This is a genomic window from Mesorhizobium monacense (assembly GCF_056781675.1).
Window position 1 is genome coordinate 2,469,916 of record NZ_CM165567.1, and the last position, 14,416, is coordinate 2,484,331.

Here is a 14,416-nt window from a genome sequence, read left to right on the forward strand (position 1 = left end):
ATTCCATTTTTCCAGAGTGCGACGGTCTTTCTAGAGAGTAATGGTCTGGCCGATCCCCGGCAATGCCACGTCCACGCCGGATCCCTCCATTCCCGCAACGAATTTCTCCGCCGTCTGGTCGATGATCGGAAACGTGCCGAAGTGGCAGGGAACGACCGTATCGAAGCGAAAAAAGCGCCGGCAGGCAAGGGCTGCCACCGCGCCGCCCATGGTGAAGCGGTCGCCGACCGGCACGATGCCGATCTTCGGCTCGTGCAATTCGTTGATCAGCGCCATGTCGGAGAAGATGTCGGTGTCGCCCATATGGTAGAGCGTCTCTTCTTCGGGAAAATGCAGGACGAGCCCGCCCGGATTGCCGAGATAGGTGTTTTGACCGCCCTCGCCGCCAAACGACGAGGAGTGCAGGGCCTGGACGAAGGTGGTGGTGAAGGCGCCGCAATCGACGGTGCCGCCGATGTTGCCGGGGTTGATCTTGTCGCCGCTGGCGCCCTTGCCGACGAGGTACATGCAGATCTCGTAGTTGGCGACCAGCATGGCGCCGCTTTTCTTGAGCACTTCCAGCGCGCCGCTGACATGATCGTTGTGGCCGTGGGTCAGCAGCACATGGGTGACCCCTTCCGCCGGCCCTTCCCAGCCGCCCGTCCAGGACGGATTGCCGACCAGATAGGGGTCGATGAGGATATTGGCGTCCGCCGTTTCGATGCGGAATGCCGAATGTCCATACCAGGTCAGTTTCATCAGTCGTGTTCCTCGATTTTTGCTGCGCCGGAAGATAGAAGGCCTCCTGCAGAATGAAAGTGCCATAGTGTGTCATTGCCGGTCAAAAGAGCGTGTCACGCTCCATCGAAGGAAAACCGTTGGGGATCATAGCGATCGAGGAATTGCCGGCGCGGCTTGCCGGCGGCAGGACACTGGCCGGGCTCGACCTCGGCGACAAGACGATAGGCGTGGCGGTTTCCGACCGCGGCCTGTCCTTCGCTCACCCGCGTCCTGTCATCCTGCGACGGAAATTCTCGCTCGATGCAGCCTTGCTGCTCACCCAGTTGCAGAAGGACAATGTCGGCGCGATCGCGCTCGGCCTGCCGGTCAACATGGACGGGTCGGAAGGTCCGCGTGCCCAGAAATCGCGTGCCTTCGTGCGCAACATGGCTGGCCTGTCCGACCTGCCTTTCGTGCTCTGGGACGAGAGGCTGTCGACGGTGGCGGCCGAGCGGACGCTGATCGAGATGGATTTCTCGCGCAAGAAGCGCGCCGGCAAGATCGATTCGGCGGCGGCCGCCTTTATTCTGCAGGGAGTCCTTGACCGGCTTCAGTCGCTCGGCCCATCCGCTCCGGCGGAACCGGATTCATCCAGCGGTTCCTGATCCAGGCGGCAATGTTGCGGCGGCGGCGAAACGCCCACAGCGCCATCAGCAGGAAGCCGTCGAAGACGCAGGTTTTGGCCACCATGCCAGGAATGATCGCCGGATCGATGCCCAGCATCTGGCCGTAGAGTTCGAACACCAGATCATGCAGCCGACGGCTCAGCATCACATAGCCGAAATTGATGTCGTTGAGCGACAGATAGAACCAGCCCCAGAACAGGGCCATGGGGGCCGCCCAAAGTGCGAACAAAGTGCGCATCAGCGGCCATCCCCATGCTTCGTGTCCGATCGGCCGGAAATACGGTTGAGCAAGGAACTGTGCGCCGCCCCCCTCGCCATGACGTTGGCTCTGGCACGGATCTCGCTCTCGACGGCAACCGTCGTGGCCAACGCCGACCGCCGCTCCGCCAGCACCGCAACATAGGATGCCAGCAGCGCCGTCAGTTGCACGGCAATGACCATGAACAGCCCGTCGATGCCTTGCGCGGCGCCGCCGACCAGGATCAGCGACAAGACGCCGGACGCCGATATGAAGGCGATGCGTACGACGATGTCGGTGGCATCGGGATTTGCCGCGATGTTGATCAGGGTCTCGACGAAGGCCCAGCAGAACAGCACCGCCACGACCAGCAGTGCGATGGCCAGCGGTGCGACGACGACGGCGTCATCTAGACCGGCTAAGCGGGTGTTCTCGACGGCCACGCCCAGCACGCCGAGAGCGCCGGCGACACCGCGGTTGCCGTCGATGCAGATGAAGGCCAGCAGTGCGAAAACGATCGCCCAGTGCAAGGCCAGAAAAGAGGTCAGTACGTGCCGCATGGCGTTCCTGCTTCGCGAGCACAGGCGGCTTATGGTTAACCAATCCTTGCTCCGTCAGGACTGTGGGCCCTGCGGCCGGCCACCGCAACGGAAACCATTTGTTAAGGTTAACCGCCATCCACAGGGCAAGGCGAACCGCGAAAAGCCCGCGTCGAGACTAGTTCACCGGTGGATAGAGCGTGTCGATGATCATGCGCGCATCGTGGCGCGAATCGAGCATGCCGTAGGTGCTGCGCCACTGGCCGGCGAGCCGCGTCTCGACGAAGGCATCGGCGATCCGCCCTGCCCCCAGCCGCCGAAGCTCGGCCGCCGCCGCTGACAGCGCCAGCTGCTCGGTGAGCAGGCGGGCCGACCCCTCGTCTGTCGCCGCCACCTGCATCGCCGCCTTGAGCACGCCTATCGTGCCTCGACCGCCGGCGCCGAGGTCGCGGTCGATGCCGGCCAGAACCTCCTCGAACAGGCCTGGCGCGCGGCCGAGCACGCGCAGCACGTCGAGCGCCATGACATTGCCGGAGCCTTCCCAGATCGCATTGACCGGCGCCTCGCGGTAGTAGCGGGCCAGCGGCACCTCCTCGACATAACCATTGCCGCCGAGGCATTCCATCGCCTCGTAGAGCAGCGGCGGTGCGATCTTGCAAACCCAGTATTTGACGACCGGCGTCATGGCGCGGGCGAAGGCCGCCTCGCCCCGATCGCTGGCCGCTTCGTCGAACGAGCGCGCCAGCCGGAACGACAGCGCCGTGGCGGCGGCAACGTCGAGCGCCATGTCGGCCAGCACGCGCTGCATTAGCGGCTGGTCGATCAGGTTGGCGCCGAACACCTGGCGGTGACGGATATGATGGACGGCCTCCGCGAGGCCCGCCCGCATGATCGCCGAGGAGGCGACGGCGCAGTCGAGCCTGGTCAGCGTCACCATATCCATGATCGTCTTCACCCCTGCCCCGGGTTCGCCGACCATTTCGCCGATGGCGTTGACGAACTCCACTTCCGACGAGGCGTTGGAGCGGTTGCCGAGCTTGTCCTTCAGCCGCTGGAAGCGGAAGCCGTTGCCCGATCCGTCGCCGAGGATGCGCGGGACGAGAAAGCAGGAAAGACCTTCCGGCGCCTGTCCGAGCACCAGGAAGGCGTCCGACATCGGCGCCGACATGAACCATTTGTGGCCGGTCAGGCGATAGAAGCCGCTACCGGCGCGCTCAGCCCTGGTGACGTTGGCGCGCACATCGGTGCCGCCCTGCTTCTCGGTCATGCCCATGCCGAGCGTCAGCCCGGTCTTTTCAACCGGCGGCTTCTGGCTCTGGTCATATTTGCGCGTCGTCACCCGCGGCGCCCATTCGCGGAACAGCTTTGGGCTTGCCATCAGCGCTGCCAGCGAAGCGCTGGTCATGGTGATCGGGCAAAGGTGGCCGGTTTCGAGCTCGGCGGTGATGTAGAAGCGGGCGGCGCGCACCTGGTGGCGGCGGCCGATCTCGGCGTCGCCATTTTCCCAGACCGAGGAATGCAGTCCGTTGGCGACGGAACGGCGCATCAGCGCATGGTAGGCGGGATGGAACTCGACCAGATCGACGCGCCGGCCCTGGCGATCGTGGGTCCTGAGCTTCGGCGTCTCGACATTGGCAAGACGGGCCAGTTCCTGTGCTTCCTGCGTCAGCACGAAACGGCCAAGCCCATCGAGATCCTTGCGCACCGGATCGGAAAAGCGCTCGGCAAGCTGGATCAGCAACGGATCGCCCCGCCAGGCGTTGCCGCCCGTCAGCGGCGGCGGCTGGTTGGTCACGTCGTCGGTCACGCTTTGTCCTTGTCGTCGAAGGTCGGTCGAATCCGAAGCCATCGGCGGGTTATAGCCCAAGCCACGCAAGGCGCGCGACGAAAATACCGGGGAGAAAGGCCGCAATCCAAAGCCGGTGCTTGCAGCAGGGAATTCTGCACCCTATAGCAGCGCCTTGAGATGACCGACGCTTCGTCCCTGCCGCTCTATCCCCACCGCCATCTTCTGGGCATCCGCGATCTTTCCCCCGCCGATATCGAGCTTTTGCTCGAGCGGGCGGACCGGGCCGTCGCCATTTCGCGGCAGCCGGAGAAAAAGACCTCGACGCTGCGCGGCCGCACCCAGATCAACCTCTTCTACGAAGCCTCGACCCGCACTCAATCGTCGTTCGAGCTTGCGGGAAAAAGGCTCGGCGCCGACGTCATGAACATGTCGGTGGCGAGTTCCTCGGTGAAGAAGGGCGAGACGCTGATCGACACGGCGATGACGCTGAACGCCATGCGCCCCGACATATTGATCATCCGCCACCAGTCGGCGGGAGCGGCGGCGCTTCTGGCGCAGAAGGTGGGCTGCTCGGTGGTCAATGCCGGCGACGGCGCGCATGAACATCCGACGCAGGCGCTGCTCGACGCGCTGACCATCCGCCGTGCCAAGGGACCGCTGTCGAAGCTGATCGTGGCGATCTGCGGCGACATCCTGCATTCACGCGTGGCGCGCTCCAACATCATGCTCTTGAACGCGCTGGGTGCCCAGGTGCGCGTCGTGGCACCCTCGACGCTTTTGCCGTCAGGCATCGAGAGAATGGGCGTGATCGTCGCCCGCTCGATGGCAGAAGGCCTGAAGGACGCCGACGTGGTGATGATGCTGCGCCTGCAGCGCGAGCGGATGGAAGGCGCCTTCGTGCCTTCGATCCGCGAGTACTTCCGCTATTTCGGCCTCGATGCCGAAAAGCTGAAGGCGGCCAAGGACGGCGCTCTGGTCATGCATCCGGGCCCGATGAACCGCGGCGTCGAGATCGCCTCGGAAATCGCCGACGGCCCGCAAAGCGTCATCCAGGAGCAGGTCGAAATGGGTGTCGCCGTGCGCATGGCGGTGATGGAAGCTTTGCTCGACCCGCGCCGCAACCATGAGGGGCGCGGCGCATGACGACAACGGTCTTCAGCAAGGCGCATATCGTCGACCCGTCGCGTGGTGTCGACGAGATCGGCACCGTCATAGTCGAGGGCCGCAAGATCGTTGCTGCCGGCAAGGCCGCCCTGAACCAGGGCATGCCGGAGGGCGCCATCGTCGTCGACTGCGCCGGCAAGGCGGTCATCCCCGGCCTCATCGACGCCCGCGTCTTCATCGGCGAACCGGGCGGCGAGCACCGCGAGACCATTGCCTCGGCAAGTGTCGCCGCGGCGGCTGGCGGCGTCACCTCCATCGTGATGATGCCGGACACCGACCCCGTGATCGACAATGTGGCCCTGGTCGAGTTCGTGCTGCGCACCGCCAAGGACACGGCCGTGGTCAACATCTTCCCGGCGGCGGCTATCACCAAGGGTCTTGCCGGCCGCGAGATGACCGAATTCGGCCTACTGCGCGAAGCCGGCGCGGTCGCCTTCACCGACGGGCGCCATACCATTTCAAGCGCCTTGGTGATGCGCCGGGCGCTGACCTATGCGCGGGATTTCGGCGGCGTCATCGCGCATGAGACCGAGGATGCCGACCTCGCCTCGGCGGGCGTCATGAATGAAGGCCTCTATGCCAGCTGGCTCGGCCTTGCCGGCATCCCGCGCGAGGCCGAATCGATCCCGCTGGAGCGCGACCTGGCGCTGGCGCGGCTGACGCGCGGCGCCTACCACGCGGCCAAGATCTCGACGGCGATGGCGGCGGAAGCGGTGACGCGAGCGAAGGCCGACGGCGCCAATGTCACTGCGGGCGTTTCGATCCACAATCTGTCGCTCAACGAGAACGATGTCGGCGAATACCGCACCTTCTTCCGGCTGACGCCGCCGCTGCGGGCCGAGGAAGACCGGCTGGCGATGATCGAGGCGGTCAAGGACGGCACGATCGACATCATCGTCTCCTCGCACGATCCGCAGGACGTCGACACCAAACGCCTGCCCTTCGCCGATGCGGCTGCCGGCGCCATTGGCCTGGAGACGCTGCTGGGCGCGTCACTCAGACTCTACCACAATGGCGATGTGCCGCTGCTGCGGCTGATCGAGACGCTGTCCACCGCGCCGGCAAGACTGTTCGGCCTGCCCGGCGGCACGCTGAAGCCTGGCGCCGTTGCCGACCTGGCGGTCATCGACCTTGACGAGCCGTGGATCGTCAGCGAAAGCGGCATCCGCTCGCGCTCGAAGAACACCTGTTTCGAAGGCGCGCGGCTGCAGGGCAAGGTCTTGCAAACGATGGTGGCGGGCCGCACAGTGTTTTCGGCCTAGATCGGCCACGGCGCATTGCGTTATTCCGAGCGGTTCGGGAAACGCGGGGGGAAACAATGGGTTACGGCGTCATCCTGGCATTGCTGTTCGGCTATCTGCTCGGCTCGATTCCCTTCGGCCTCTTGATCACCCGTGCCGCCGGCCTCGGCGATGTGCGCAAGATCGGCTCCGGCAATATCGGCGCCACCAATGTGCTGCGCACAGGCAATAAGGGGCTCGCCGCGGCGACGCTGTTGCTTGACGCACTGAAGGGCACGGCAGCGGTGCTGATCGCTGCTCGCTTTGGGCCGGACCTCGGGCTCTGGGCCGGCTTTGGCGCCTTTCTCGGCCATCTGTTCCCGGCCTGGCTCGGCTTCAAGGGCGGCAAGGGCATCGCCACCTATCTCGGCGTGCTGATCGGGCTGGCCTGGCAAGTGGCGCTGATCTTCGCCGTCGTGTGGCTCGCCGTCGCCTTCCTGTTCCGCTACTCCTCGCTGGCGGCACTGGTGGCCGCCGTGGTTGTGCCTATCGCGCTCTATTTCCTGAGCACGCCGCAGATTGCCGGGCTGTTCGTGGTGATGAGCCTGATCGCCATCATAAAACATCGCGCCAACATTTCGCGGCTGCTTGCCGGCACCGAGGGCAAGATCGGAGCCAAGGGGTGAGCAAGCCTGCCGTCGGGCCGCGCCTCAGCGACCGGCAGCGGATGAGCTGGCTTCGCCTGATCCGCACACCGAATGTCGGCCCGGCCTCCTTCCGCCAGCTCATCAACCGTTTCGGCTCGGCCGAGGCAGCGCTCGAGATGCTGCCCGAGCTGATGATCTCCGGCGGCGCCAGCCGCATCGCCCGCATTCCATCGATCGCCGAGGCCGAAGCGGAACTGGAGGCCGCCGGCCAGGCCGGTGCCCGCTTCGTCGGCATCGGCGAGGCCGACTATCCACCCTTGCTGAAAAACATGGACAACCCGCCGCCGCTGCTTGCGGTGAAAGGCGAGGCCGCGGTGTTCCGCCTGCCGGCGGTCGCCATCGTCGGCGCCCGCAATGCCTCGCTTGCCGGCATCAAGATGGCGCGGATGCTGGCGGCGGATCTTGGCCGCGACGGCTACGCGATCGTCTCCGGGCTGGCGCGCGGCATCGACACATCAGCGCATCAGGGCAGCATAGCAACGGGAACGATCGGCGTGCTGGCCGGCGGGCTCGACCTGCCCTACCCGCCCGAAAATGCCGGTCTCTGCAACGAGATCGCCGAGCGCGGCGGCGCCATCATTTCGGAAATGCCGTTCGGCTGGCAGCCGCGCGCTCAGGATTTTCCACGCCGCAACCGGCTTGTGGCGGGTGCTGCACTCGGGCTGGTCGTGATCGAAGCGGCGCAACGCTCGGGATCGCTGATCAGCGCCAGGCTGGCCGGCGAGATGGGCCGGCTTGTCTTTGCCGTGCCCGGCTCGCCGCTCGATCCGCGCGCCGCCGGCTCCAATGGCCTGCTCAAGGACGGTGCCACGCTTGTTACCGAAGCGGCCGACATCGCAAGCGCGATCGCGCCGCTCGCCGGCACCCGGCCGCCAAGGACGGCGCCGCTTACCGAGCCGCCCGAGCTGTCGGCAACGCCGCCGCCCGGCGAAGACGAGCGTGCCGGTGTGCTCGAAGTGCTCGGCCCGACGCCGGTCGCGGTGGACGAGGTCATCCGCCATACCGGCCTCAGCGCCGCGCAGGTTTCCATGGTGCTGCTGGAGCTCGACCTCGCCGGCCGGCTGGAGCGCCACGCCGGCGGCAATGTCTCACTGGTTTTCGCAGGGGCTTGACGTTTGGAGCCAACCGCCGGCGAAAGGTCGAAGCAAATGCTGTTTACGCGCACGGCCGCTCTTGTCTGGGCGGGGCTGAGCGTTGTGCTGGCCCTGCAATGGTCCATGGAACTCAGCATGGTGGGTTTTCCGGACGGCTACATAACCCCCTTTGCAAGAGCCACCCGCCCGCTTCTGGGCATTCTGACGGCGGCCTGCATGGCTCAGGGCCTCTATTTCATGTTTACCGTCCTGTTCGGCAAGACGATGAAAGCCATCACTCTCGGCCTGCAAATCCTGATCGCCGCCATCTTTACAGTAGCGCCGGTGCTCATCGTGAAGGATTGTCCGCGTTCCAAGACATGCAGCACGGCCTATGAGGCGTTCACCAACACAATGATGGATGACGGCGCGGGCGGCTAGACCTTATGCGAGCGCGGCGCCTTGCACGTCCGGCTCGTCCCCGCGAATGCAGGAATGTGAGCACCTTCAGGGTCCAGCTGCTGTGCAACCGGCTGAACATTATCCTTGTAGGAAATGCATTTGCCGTGAGCGCGATACCGTGAATCAACTCAGTCGTAGATGTTGGCAAATAGATCAATGTCGCTGCGCGCCTTGAAGTGTCCGACGTAGGAACCTGTCGGCAGCAGCAATGCTTCGCCTGAACTGGCTTGCAATGTCAGGGTTCTTGATCCGGTCTCAAGGTGAAATGGCGGATGAAGCACGGCGCCGTCAATTTCGACCGATCCTTGCAAGGGCGTCCCGGTTGCGCTGTAGAGCGCATAGCTTCCCGCAATCGGGACATCGAAAAACTTCTTCTCACCGGGATTAAGGCGACAGCCAGCGATCCTGAGATTTGGGGCGACGCTGACGTAACTGTTCGCAATCAGAGGCGCGACCACAGGATAGATATTGTCCATCCGGTAAGACCACAGGATCATCTTCGGCGGAGACTTGCTAAAGACATTGTAGGCCTCGGAATTCCTGCCTTCCCGCAAGGTCGCGAATATAGAGTGCCTGTCGAGCCACAAAATTGTCGGCTCCTGCCGATTGGGCAACATCCCGATACCGTCGAAATAACGCTCATCGGGTGCGAGTAACAACTCTGCACGCGCGACCAGTTCAAGTTGGGCCGCATTGTTGTCGGTGCGTAGATAAATGACATTGCTCACGTAGCTTATGGCCATGCTCGTGATCAGTGCCACCCATGCAAGGCGCAGGTAACGCGCGTGGGTTGCGATGCCGTCGAGCAGTATCAGCGACCACAGTGACATGAATGGCAGAGCCATAATGAACACGTAGGGCCACGGCTGGTCGTGCGCGAAAACCAGCACGGTGATGACGACAGTGAAGATCAGCGCAATTCGCCTTCGTTCATCGAGTTTTGTGATCTGCATCAGAGACAGAGCCATGCCGGCGAAACAGAGAACATAAAGGACGTAGTTCCGCAGGAGCGTCTGCAGCACGAAGCGCCTCAGCCCCCCGTATTCACCGCCCCCACGCGTCGCAACCTCGACCGGACCGAATACGAGGTTCTTGGCAATGGGAACAGGGTCGCTGCCGCCGAAGATGAAGCAATAGGCAATTATCGGAACAGTCCATCCAAGCACGAGCCATGCCCCGCGCACTGCACCTGTCGCGTAGCGTCTGTTCAAAGCTGCGTCAGCGACCAAGCCAAGCCCAAGCGCAACATTGAAATAGACTGATTTCTGAGTCGCGAGGAAAGCCAAGCCGCTTAGGACGCCGGCGATAACAAGCTGCGGTCCTGTCAACGCACGTGCGCGCAGGATGACCAGCAGCGCCGCCGCAGCGAAGAACACCGCCAGTGGTTCGGCGATGGTTCGAAAGACGCGCTCCATGAAATTCGAGAAGCACAGGAGGATGAGGACGATTGCCAGGGCGCGGACGTGGTTTTCGCCAAGAGCGCGAGCGCATGCGTAGACGGAAGCGATGGTCCCGCATGCCAGCAATGCGGTCTGCATGCGGCCTGCAAGCAGAATCGACGTGGCATCCCAGCCGATCAGGTGGGCAATCTCGTAAAAAACTGCATAACCGACCGCCTTGGCATGCCAGATCGTAACGAACAGGCCGTTGGAGAAATATTTGGCCCATCCGAGTTGGACGAATTCGTCCATGACGAAGCGGCTGTTATACGCGAGGACGAATAGAATGACGATCTTTATAGCGACGGCGATAGTTATAAATGCAGTTGCAATTCTGGGTAACGCCTCATCATTACCTGATCCCCCCGCTTCTATTTTCATTGAATCTGCGATGCCAAATTCTTTGCAGCCACGGCGAGCCTGATCGTTGTAGAAGGCGCATTGTGCACATGAAATGCGCGCTCACAAGGCAGCTCGCGGTAATTGCATTAGCTGTTGCCAGCACTCGAATGGAATGTTGATATTGTCTGTGCCAATCCGGACGGCGATGCACAGTTAAGGGGTACTCCGAGTGGCCTGCCTTGGTGATGATTCGGGAACTTGCCAGTATGTGTCGCTAGGCAAATTCCTGGATCGTAGCGGCAAGTTCGGGCACTCCGAGGTTGTCCGTTGCATGCGTTGTGGTCACGGCGTCTCCATGCCGCCGTTGCCGGATGTGGCCTTTCTCTACCAAAACCGGGAGAGTCAGGACTTTCAGCCTGACGCGAAAGGCCTCTCACACGCAATCAAGGATATTGCCTTCCGCTCACAGGCCAGAAAATTATTGCGGCAAGTTGGCGGCGCGGACGGAAGGATTCTCGATTTTGGTTGCGGAAGCGGACAGTTCACAAGAGTCCTTGGTGAAATGGTTGGTGGTGCGTCGGAAGTCATTGGTGCCGACATGCACGCCGAACCTCCGGTCGAGCTGGGTGAAAGGTCATATCTCGGTCCTTCGGAACTCAACTCCTGCAGGGAAAGCTTTGACATCGTCATGGCATTGCACGTCTTGGAACATGATGATGATGCCGCTGGATTGCTCACGACCATATCCGGGTACGCGCGCCAAGGCGGCAAGGTCGTGATCGAGGTTCCGAACATCGATTGTGTGTGGGCTACGGCGTTCGGAAAGTTTTGGGATGCTTGGTACCTGCCGTACCACAGGCACCATTTTACCCGGGGCTCACTAGTTAGATTGATGCAGCGCAACGGCCTTAAAGTTGAGTCCGTGCATGGGGTGACCGTTCCGACAATGGGGAGATCATTCGCCAACATTTTCGGAGGAACTAACAATCTGTTCTGGCTGCTGCTGGGTATCTTGGCGCACCCATTGCAAGTCCTAGGGGAAGTCCTGGCACGCAATCCGACAGCAATTAGGGTGATTGCCACCAAGGCATAACCAGCAAACACCGGCTCGCCGTTTAAGGAAATCGGAATGGCGAGGATTGCAGCGATCTTGATCGCACGTCCTAATCGCCAGATCAGGGCGTCGATTCAGAAGCCGCTCGATACGCGACCGTCACCGCCGCCGCAGATAGAGCCGTGGCAGGATGGCCCAGTGCGCAGCTGCAAAATTCCAGGCAAATAGAGCGACAGTGGCGATCGGTGTCGCAATCGCAACACTAAGACCCAGGCCGGAACAGAGGACGATCATCATGGCCACCGAGACTGGATAGGCCGTGGCCACGCCTCCTACGAAACGCGTGAATGCCTTCAGGCGAAGAGGCTCGGCAAAGGTGAAGCGGCTGTGCAGTGCGTATCCGATAGGCGTCACAGCCAAGAATGAAATCACGGTGCCAAGCAGGTAATGCACCCCCACTTGATCGACAGCAATCATGATGGCGTTGTGCGCAATGGCGCACACCAACCCCACCAGCGTGTATCGCCACCCTCGTTCCAAAAGTGGTCTTTCACGCTTCTCCCCCACCTGCTCACCGGAATCCATAGCAGGCCTGGGCATTGGCTCAAAAAGCTCCTGTCAGTTTCGCGCGAAGTCGGCTCGCGGTGCGCTCACGCAACCGCGAGTCGCGTAAATAGCGCCTCATTCCGATCGGCCCGAGCGACAGCACAACACCGGTCGCGCGAACCAAGGCCCTCAAGTTGCCGCCCGACGCAGCAGCCAGCAACACATTGACGCTGATCGACGCACGGGCGGCAGGCTCTACCCGAAGGCGACTGCTCGCCGGAAGTCGGTGCAAATGGCGTTCCAGGACAATCTGCATTTGTGACCGGAACTCGCTCGCGTCGCGGGATCCGGTAACAGTCAGCGAGCTGCCGTGAACCCGAAAAGCCGTCGTGATCTCGTCGTGATAGGTCACCGGTCCCGTACTGGCGAGCTTCGCCCATATGTCCCAATCCGCCGTATACCAGAGTCCCTCATCCAAGCCCCCGCACGCCAGCCATGCGCTTCGTCGGAATACCGGCGCGGGCACCGAGACAAAATTTTGCACGAGCAGCCGTTCTAGCAGGAATTCAGCTCCGAGCACCTGGTCAGCCGGCAAAGGACAGTTCCACCGCCCCATTCGCCGGCCGTAGCGGTCGACGATAGCGGTCGGGGCCAAATGAAGCACGGCTTCGGATGCGTCTGCAAGCCAGCGGCGAGCAGCCTCAACGCGCCCGGGCAGCCACAGGTCGTCTTGGTGAAGCATGCAGACGTGATCAGCGGCCGCTAGCTCGACGCCCAGGTTGGTCTTCGTCTGCCACGGCCCGAGATCCCTTCGCTGAACCAGCCGAAGTGGCAATCGGTGGACAAATTGCTCAACAATGGCAGCGGTGGTGCTCGTCGGGCTGCTGTCGATAACGATTATCTCCAGGCCGTCGGTCGGCTCAGCAGCCAGCGAGTCAAGTGTCGCGCCAATCCATACCGCTCCTTCGTGGACCGGCATGACGACGCTCAGAAATGGCTTTTCGATCACGCAGCTACCTGCTCGAGTTTCCGCTCGGAAGGCAGTCGGATGATTGGAACGCATGCCTGTCATCCAAATTATCAAGCAGCAGCTTGAGCACGAAACCGGACAACACCATGGACATGCCTGCCACGCAGGCGGTGGTGATCACAAAGGTCAGGTGCACCGACTGCTCCATTGGCCCACCAACAAAAATCCAACGTAGCGCCAGCAATACGTCCGCGACAAAGCCAGCCACGGCAAGCACGCCACCTGAGAAGAGCAGCCATTCCAACGGGCGACCGCGCATCAGCCTGGGCACAAGTCTACCTCCGTGGACTGGTTGGTAGATAGCGATCGCCACCTTGGCCAGCATCCCGAACAGGATCGCTGAAAGGCCAATCAGAGTCGCCATGGCGGAGAGCGCGACGAAGTGAATTCCGAAATACCACCCACCGATGCGAACAGGCCCAGCAGCAAGGATTGCAAGGCCAACAATGCCAGGCACCAGCAAGGTCACGCCCGGTATGAGATACATGGTATCGGGCGCATGGGCTACGATCAGCCGCAGGTGTCGCCAACCGTCGCGGAATGAGCGCAGATGAGGTGGGCGGTCACGCTTGTCCCGATGGAGTTTGATCGGCACTTCGCGGATCACCAGGCCTGCGCGATGCGCGTTGATGACCATCTCCGAGGCGAATTCCATGCCGGGCGAGCGCGCGCCTATCCTGCGGAACGCATCGCGGGTGAAACCCCGCATGCCGCAATGGAAATCGTGTACCGAAGAGTGGTGAAGCCAGCGGGCAATCATTGAAAGCACCGGATTGCCGAGATATCGGTGCAGCGGAGGCATGGCGCCAGGCTCGATACCGCCCGCAAAGCGATTGCCCATGACCAGGTCGGCACCATCCTCCAACGCGTCGATGAAGTGGCCGAGTTCGCTCCAGTCGTAGGAATCGTCTGCATCTGCCATGATCAGGTACTTGCCTCGCGCAGATTCAGCCGCCGCACTGATCGCCGCGCCGTATCCTTTGACCCGCTGGTGCACGACACGCGCGCCGAGGGCCTCGGCAATCTCAACCGATCGATCGCTTGACCCGTTGTCCCCAACCACCACCTCACCCGTGATGCCACGCTTGGCGAAGACATCAAGGGCCTTGCGAATGCAGATGCCGAGCGTGCGCTCTTCGTTCAGGCAAGGGATAATCGCCGATACAACAGGAGCCCCCGCTTCATCGGCGCGCGGACTGCCCAGATCGGTCTGGACCGCCGCAAAATCTGACTTTTCAGCCATCGTGCCACCCGCTGCAACCCAGGCGTCAGCTATACCGACAACCTCGGACATGCACCCCACGCATTCTTGCTACCCCACCTGCGATATAACAAGAACAAGTTAATGATATACAAGAGCTTTGCACTGTCGATCCAGTTGGGTGCTATCTGGTATTCTTGGTGAGGTTTCAGCTCTCATAGCGGGCT

15 protein-coding genes are annotated in these 14,416 nt (G+C 62.3%); 7 read left to right on the forward strand and 8 right to left on the reverse strand.

What is annotated here, in order from left to right; translation table 11 throughout:
* Positions 1 to 30 precede the first annotated feature (30 nt).
* Positions 31 to 738 carry a metal-dependent hydrolase gene (locus AC1RUK_RS11890; protein WP_481835482.1) on the reverse strand — a complete coding sequence of 236 codons (708 nt, stop codon included), beginning with the start codon at positions 736 to 738 and terminating at the stop codon, positions 31 to 33.
* A 119-nt stretch (positions 739 to 857) separates the two neighbouring features.
* Between AC1RUK_RS11890 and ruvX the strand changes: the two genes are divergently transcribed.
* Positions 858 to 1,364 (forward strand): Holliday junction resolvase RuvX, encoded by a 507-nt coding sequence (ruvX, locus tag AC1RUK_RS11895; protein ID WP_481835481.1) that lies wholly within the window; start codon positions 858 to 860, stop codon positions 1,362 to 1,364.
* Here the strand turns inward: ruvX and AC1RUK_RS11900 are convergent.
* The 3 genes from AC1RUK_RS11900 to AC1RUK_RS11910 all read right to left on the reverse strand — a co-directional run bounded on the left by AC1RUK_RS11900 (position 1,282) and on the right by AC1RUK_RS11910 (position 4,011).
* Complete coding sequence (locus tag AC1RUK_RS11900; RefSeq protein ID WP_481835480.1) at positions 1,282 to 1,623, reverse strand: DUF6105 family protein; 342 nt, start codon at positions 1,621 to 1,623, stop codon at positions 1,282 to 1,284. The two genes, ruvX and AC1RUK_RS11900, sit on opposite strands and share 83 nt — an antisense overlap.
* Positions 1,623 to 2,183 carry a hypothetical protein gene (locus AC1RUK_RS11905; RefSeq protein WP_481835479.1) on the reverse strand — a complete coding sequence of 187 codons (561 nt, stop codon included), beginning with the start codon at positions 2,181 to 2,183 and terminating at the stop codon, positions 1,623 to 1,625. Before AC1RUK_RS11905 ends, AC1RUK_RS11900 begins: the two co-directional genes overlap by 1 nt.
* Positions 2,184 to 2,340: 157 nt before the next feature.
* Positions 2,341 to 4,011: a DNA alkylation response protein gene (locus tag AC1RUK_RS11910; RefSeq protein WP_481835478.1), complete on the reverse strand. Its 1,671-nt coding sequence runs from the start codon at positions 4,009 to 4,011 to the stop codon at positions 2,341 to 2,343.
* Between the two features lie 117 nt (positions 4,012 to 4,128).
* Here AC1RUK_RS11910 and AC1RUK_RS11915 point away from each other — a divergent pair, with 117 nt between their 5' ends.
* From AC1RUK_RS11915 to AC1RUK_RS11935, 5 genes are read left to right on the forward strand one after another with little or no spacing between them, the layout of a single operon-like run.
* The gene (locus AC1RUK_RS11915; RefSeq protein ID WP_481835477.1) at positions 4,129 to 5,094 is read left to right on the forward strand and encodes an aspartate carbamoyltransferase catalytic subunit; all 966 of its coding nucleotides are present in this window, start codon (positions 4,129 to 4,131) and stop codon (positions 5,092 to 5,094) included.
* The gene (locus AC1RUK_RS11920) at positions 5,091 to 6,377 is read left to right on the forward strand and encodes a dihydroorotase (RefSeq protein WP_481835476.1); all 1,287 of its coding nucleotides are present in this window, start codon (positions 5,091 to 5,093) and stop codon (positions 6,375 to 6,377) included. Before AC1RUK_RS11915 ends, AC1RUK_RS11920 begins: the two co-directional genes overlap by 4 nt.
* A gap of 56 nt (positions 6,378 to 6,433) precedes the next feature.
* A complete protein-coding gene (gene plsY / locus AC1RUK_RS11925) occupies positions 6,434 to 7,021 on the forward strand; it encodes a glycerol-3-phosphate 1-O-acyltransferase PlsY (RefSeq protein ID WP_481835475.1) in 588 nt (195 codons plus the stop codon).
* A complete protein-coding gene (gene dprA / locus AC1RUK_RS11930; protein ID WP_481835474.1) occupies positions 7,018 to 8,154 on the forward strand; it encodes a DNA-processing protein DprA in 1,137 nt (378 codons plus the stop codon). Before plsY ends, dprA begins: the two co-directional genes overlap by 4 nt.
* 36 nt (positions 8,155 to 8,190) lie before the next feature.
* On the forward strand, positions 8,191 to 8,556 hold the full coding sequence (locus AC1RUK_RS11935) for a hypothetical protein (RefSeq protein WP_481835473.1): 366 nt from the start codon (positions 8,191 to 8,193) through the stop codon (positions 8,554 to 8,556).
* A 149-nt stretch (positions 8,557 to 8,705) separates the two neighbouring features.
* Here AC1RUK_RS11935 and AC1RUK_RS11940 read toward each other — a convergent pair whose 3' ends face one another.
* Positions 8,706 to 10,397, reverse strand: a complete 1,692-nt coding sequence (locus AC1RUK_RS11940; protein WP_481840244.1) for a DUF7055 domain-containing protein — start codon at positions 10,395 to 10,397, stop codon at positions 8,706 to 8,708.
* 316 nt (positions 10,398 to 10,713) lie between these two features.
* On the opposite strand from AC1RUK_RS11940, the gene AC1RUK_RS11945 reads away from it, so the two are divergent.
* Positions 10,714 to 11,451 carry a class I SAM-dependent methyltransferase gene (locus tag AC1RUK_RS11945; protein ID WP_481840245.1) on the forward strand — a complete coding sequence of 246 codons (738 nt, stop codon included), beginning with the start codon at positions 10,714 to 10,716 and terminating at the stop codon, positions 11,449 to 11,451.
* Positions 11,452 to 11,571: 120 nt separating this feature from the next.
* Here AC1RUK_RS11945 and AC1RUK_RS11950 read toward each other — a convergent pair whose 3' ends face one another.
* From AC1RUK_RS11950 to AC1RUK_RS11960, 3 genes are read right to left on the reverse strand one after another with little or no spacing between them, the layout of a single operon-like run.
* Positions 11,572 to 11,997 (reverse strand): GtrA family protein, encoded by a 426-nt coding sequence (locus AC1RUK_RS11950; protein ID WP_481835470.1) that lies wholly within the window; start codon positions 11,995 to 11,997, stop codon positions 11,572 to 11,574.
* A gap of 19 nt (positions 11,998 to 12,016) precedes the next feature.
* Positions 12,017 to 12,967, reverse strand: a complete 951-nt coding sequence (locus tag AC1RUK_RS11955) for a glycosyltransferase family 2 protein (RefSeq protein ID WP_481835469.1) — start codon at positions 12,965 to 12,967, stop codon at positions 12,017 to 12,019.
* Positions 12,968 to 12,971: 4 nt separating this feature from the next.
* Positions 12,972 to 14,282: a glycosyltransferase family 2 protein gene (locus AC1RUK_RS11960; RefSeq protein ID WP_481835468.1), complete on the reverse strand. Its 1,311-nt coding sequence runs from the start codon at positions 14,280 to 14,282 to the stop codon at positions 12,972 to 12,974.
* Positions 14,283 to 14,416: the final 134 nt, after the last annotated feature.

What these genes read in the sequence shown, in the direction of transcription:
- AC1RUK_RS11950 (WP_481835470.1), bottom strand. Translation starts at nt 11,997, where the DNA reads ATGGATTCCGGTGAGCAGGTGGGGGAGAAGCGTGAAAGACCACTTTTG.
- AC1RUK_RS11900 (WP_481835480.1), bottom strand. Translation starts at nt 1,623, where the DNA reads ATGCGCACTTTGTTCGCACTTTGGGCGGCCCCCATGGCCCTGTTCTGG.
- plsY (WP_481835475.1), top strand. Translation starts at nt 6,434, where the DNA reads ATGGGTTACGGCGTCATCCTGGCATTGCTGTTCGGCTATCTGCTCGGC.
- AC1RUK_RS11905 (WP_481835479.1), bottom strand. Translation starts at nt 2,183, where the DNA reads ATGCGGCACGTACTGACCTCTTTTCTGGCCTTGCACTGGGCGATCGTT.
- AC1RUK_RS11945 (WP_481840245.1), top strand. Translation starts at nt 10,714, where the DNA reads ATGCCGCCGTTGCCGGATGTGGCCTTTCTCTACCAAAACCGGGAGAGT.
- AC1RUK_RS11940 (WP_481840244.1), bottom strand. Translation starts at nt 10,397, where the DNA reads ATGAAAATAGAAGCGGGGGGATCAGGTAATGATGAGGCGTTACCCAGA.
- AC1RUK_RS11935 (WP_481835473.1), top strand. Translation starts at nt 8,191, where the DNA reads ATGCTGTTTACGCGCACGGCCGCTCTTGTCTGGGCGGGGCTGAGCGTT.
- AC1RUK_RS11910 (WP_481835478.1), bottom strand. Translation starts at nt 4,011, where the DNA reads ATGGCTTCGGATTCGACCGACCTTCGACGACAAGGACAAAGCGTGACC.
- AC1RUK_RS11915 (WP_481835477.1), top strand. Translation starts at nt 4,129, where the DNA reads ATGACCGACGCTTCGTCCCTGCCGCTCTATCCCCACCGCCATCTTCTG.
- AC1RUK_RS11920 (WP_481835476.1), top strand. Translation starts at nt 5,091, where the DNA reads ATGACGACAACGGTCTTCAGCAAGGCGCATATCGTCGACCCGTCGCGT.
- AC1RUK_RS11960 (WP_481835468.1), bottom strand. Translation starts at nt 14,282, where the DNA reads ATGTCCGAGGTTGTCGGTATAGCTGACGCCTGGGTTGCAGCGGGTGGC.
- AC1RUK_RS11890 (WP_481835482.1), bottom strand. Translation starts at nt 738, where the DNA reads ATGAAACTGACCTGGTATGGACATTCGGCATTCCGCATCGAAACGGCG.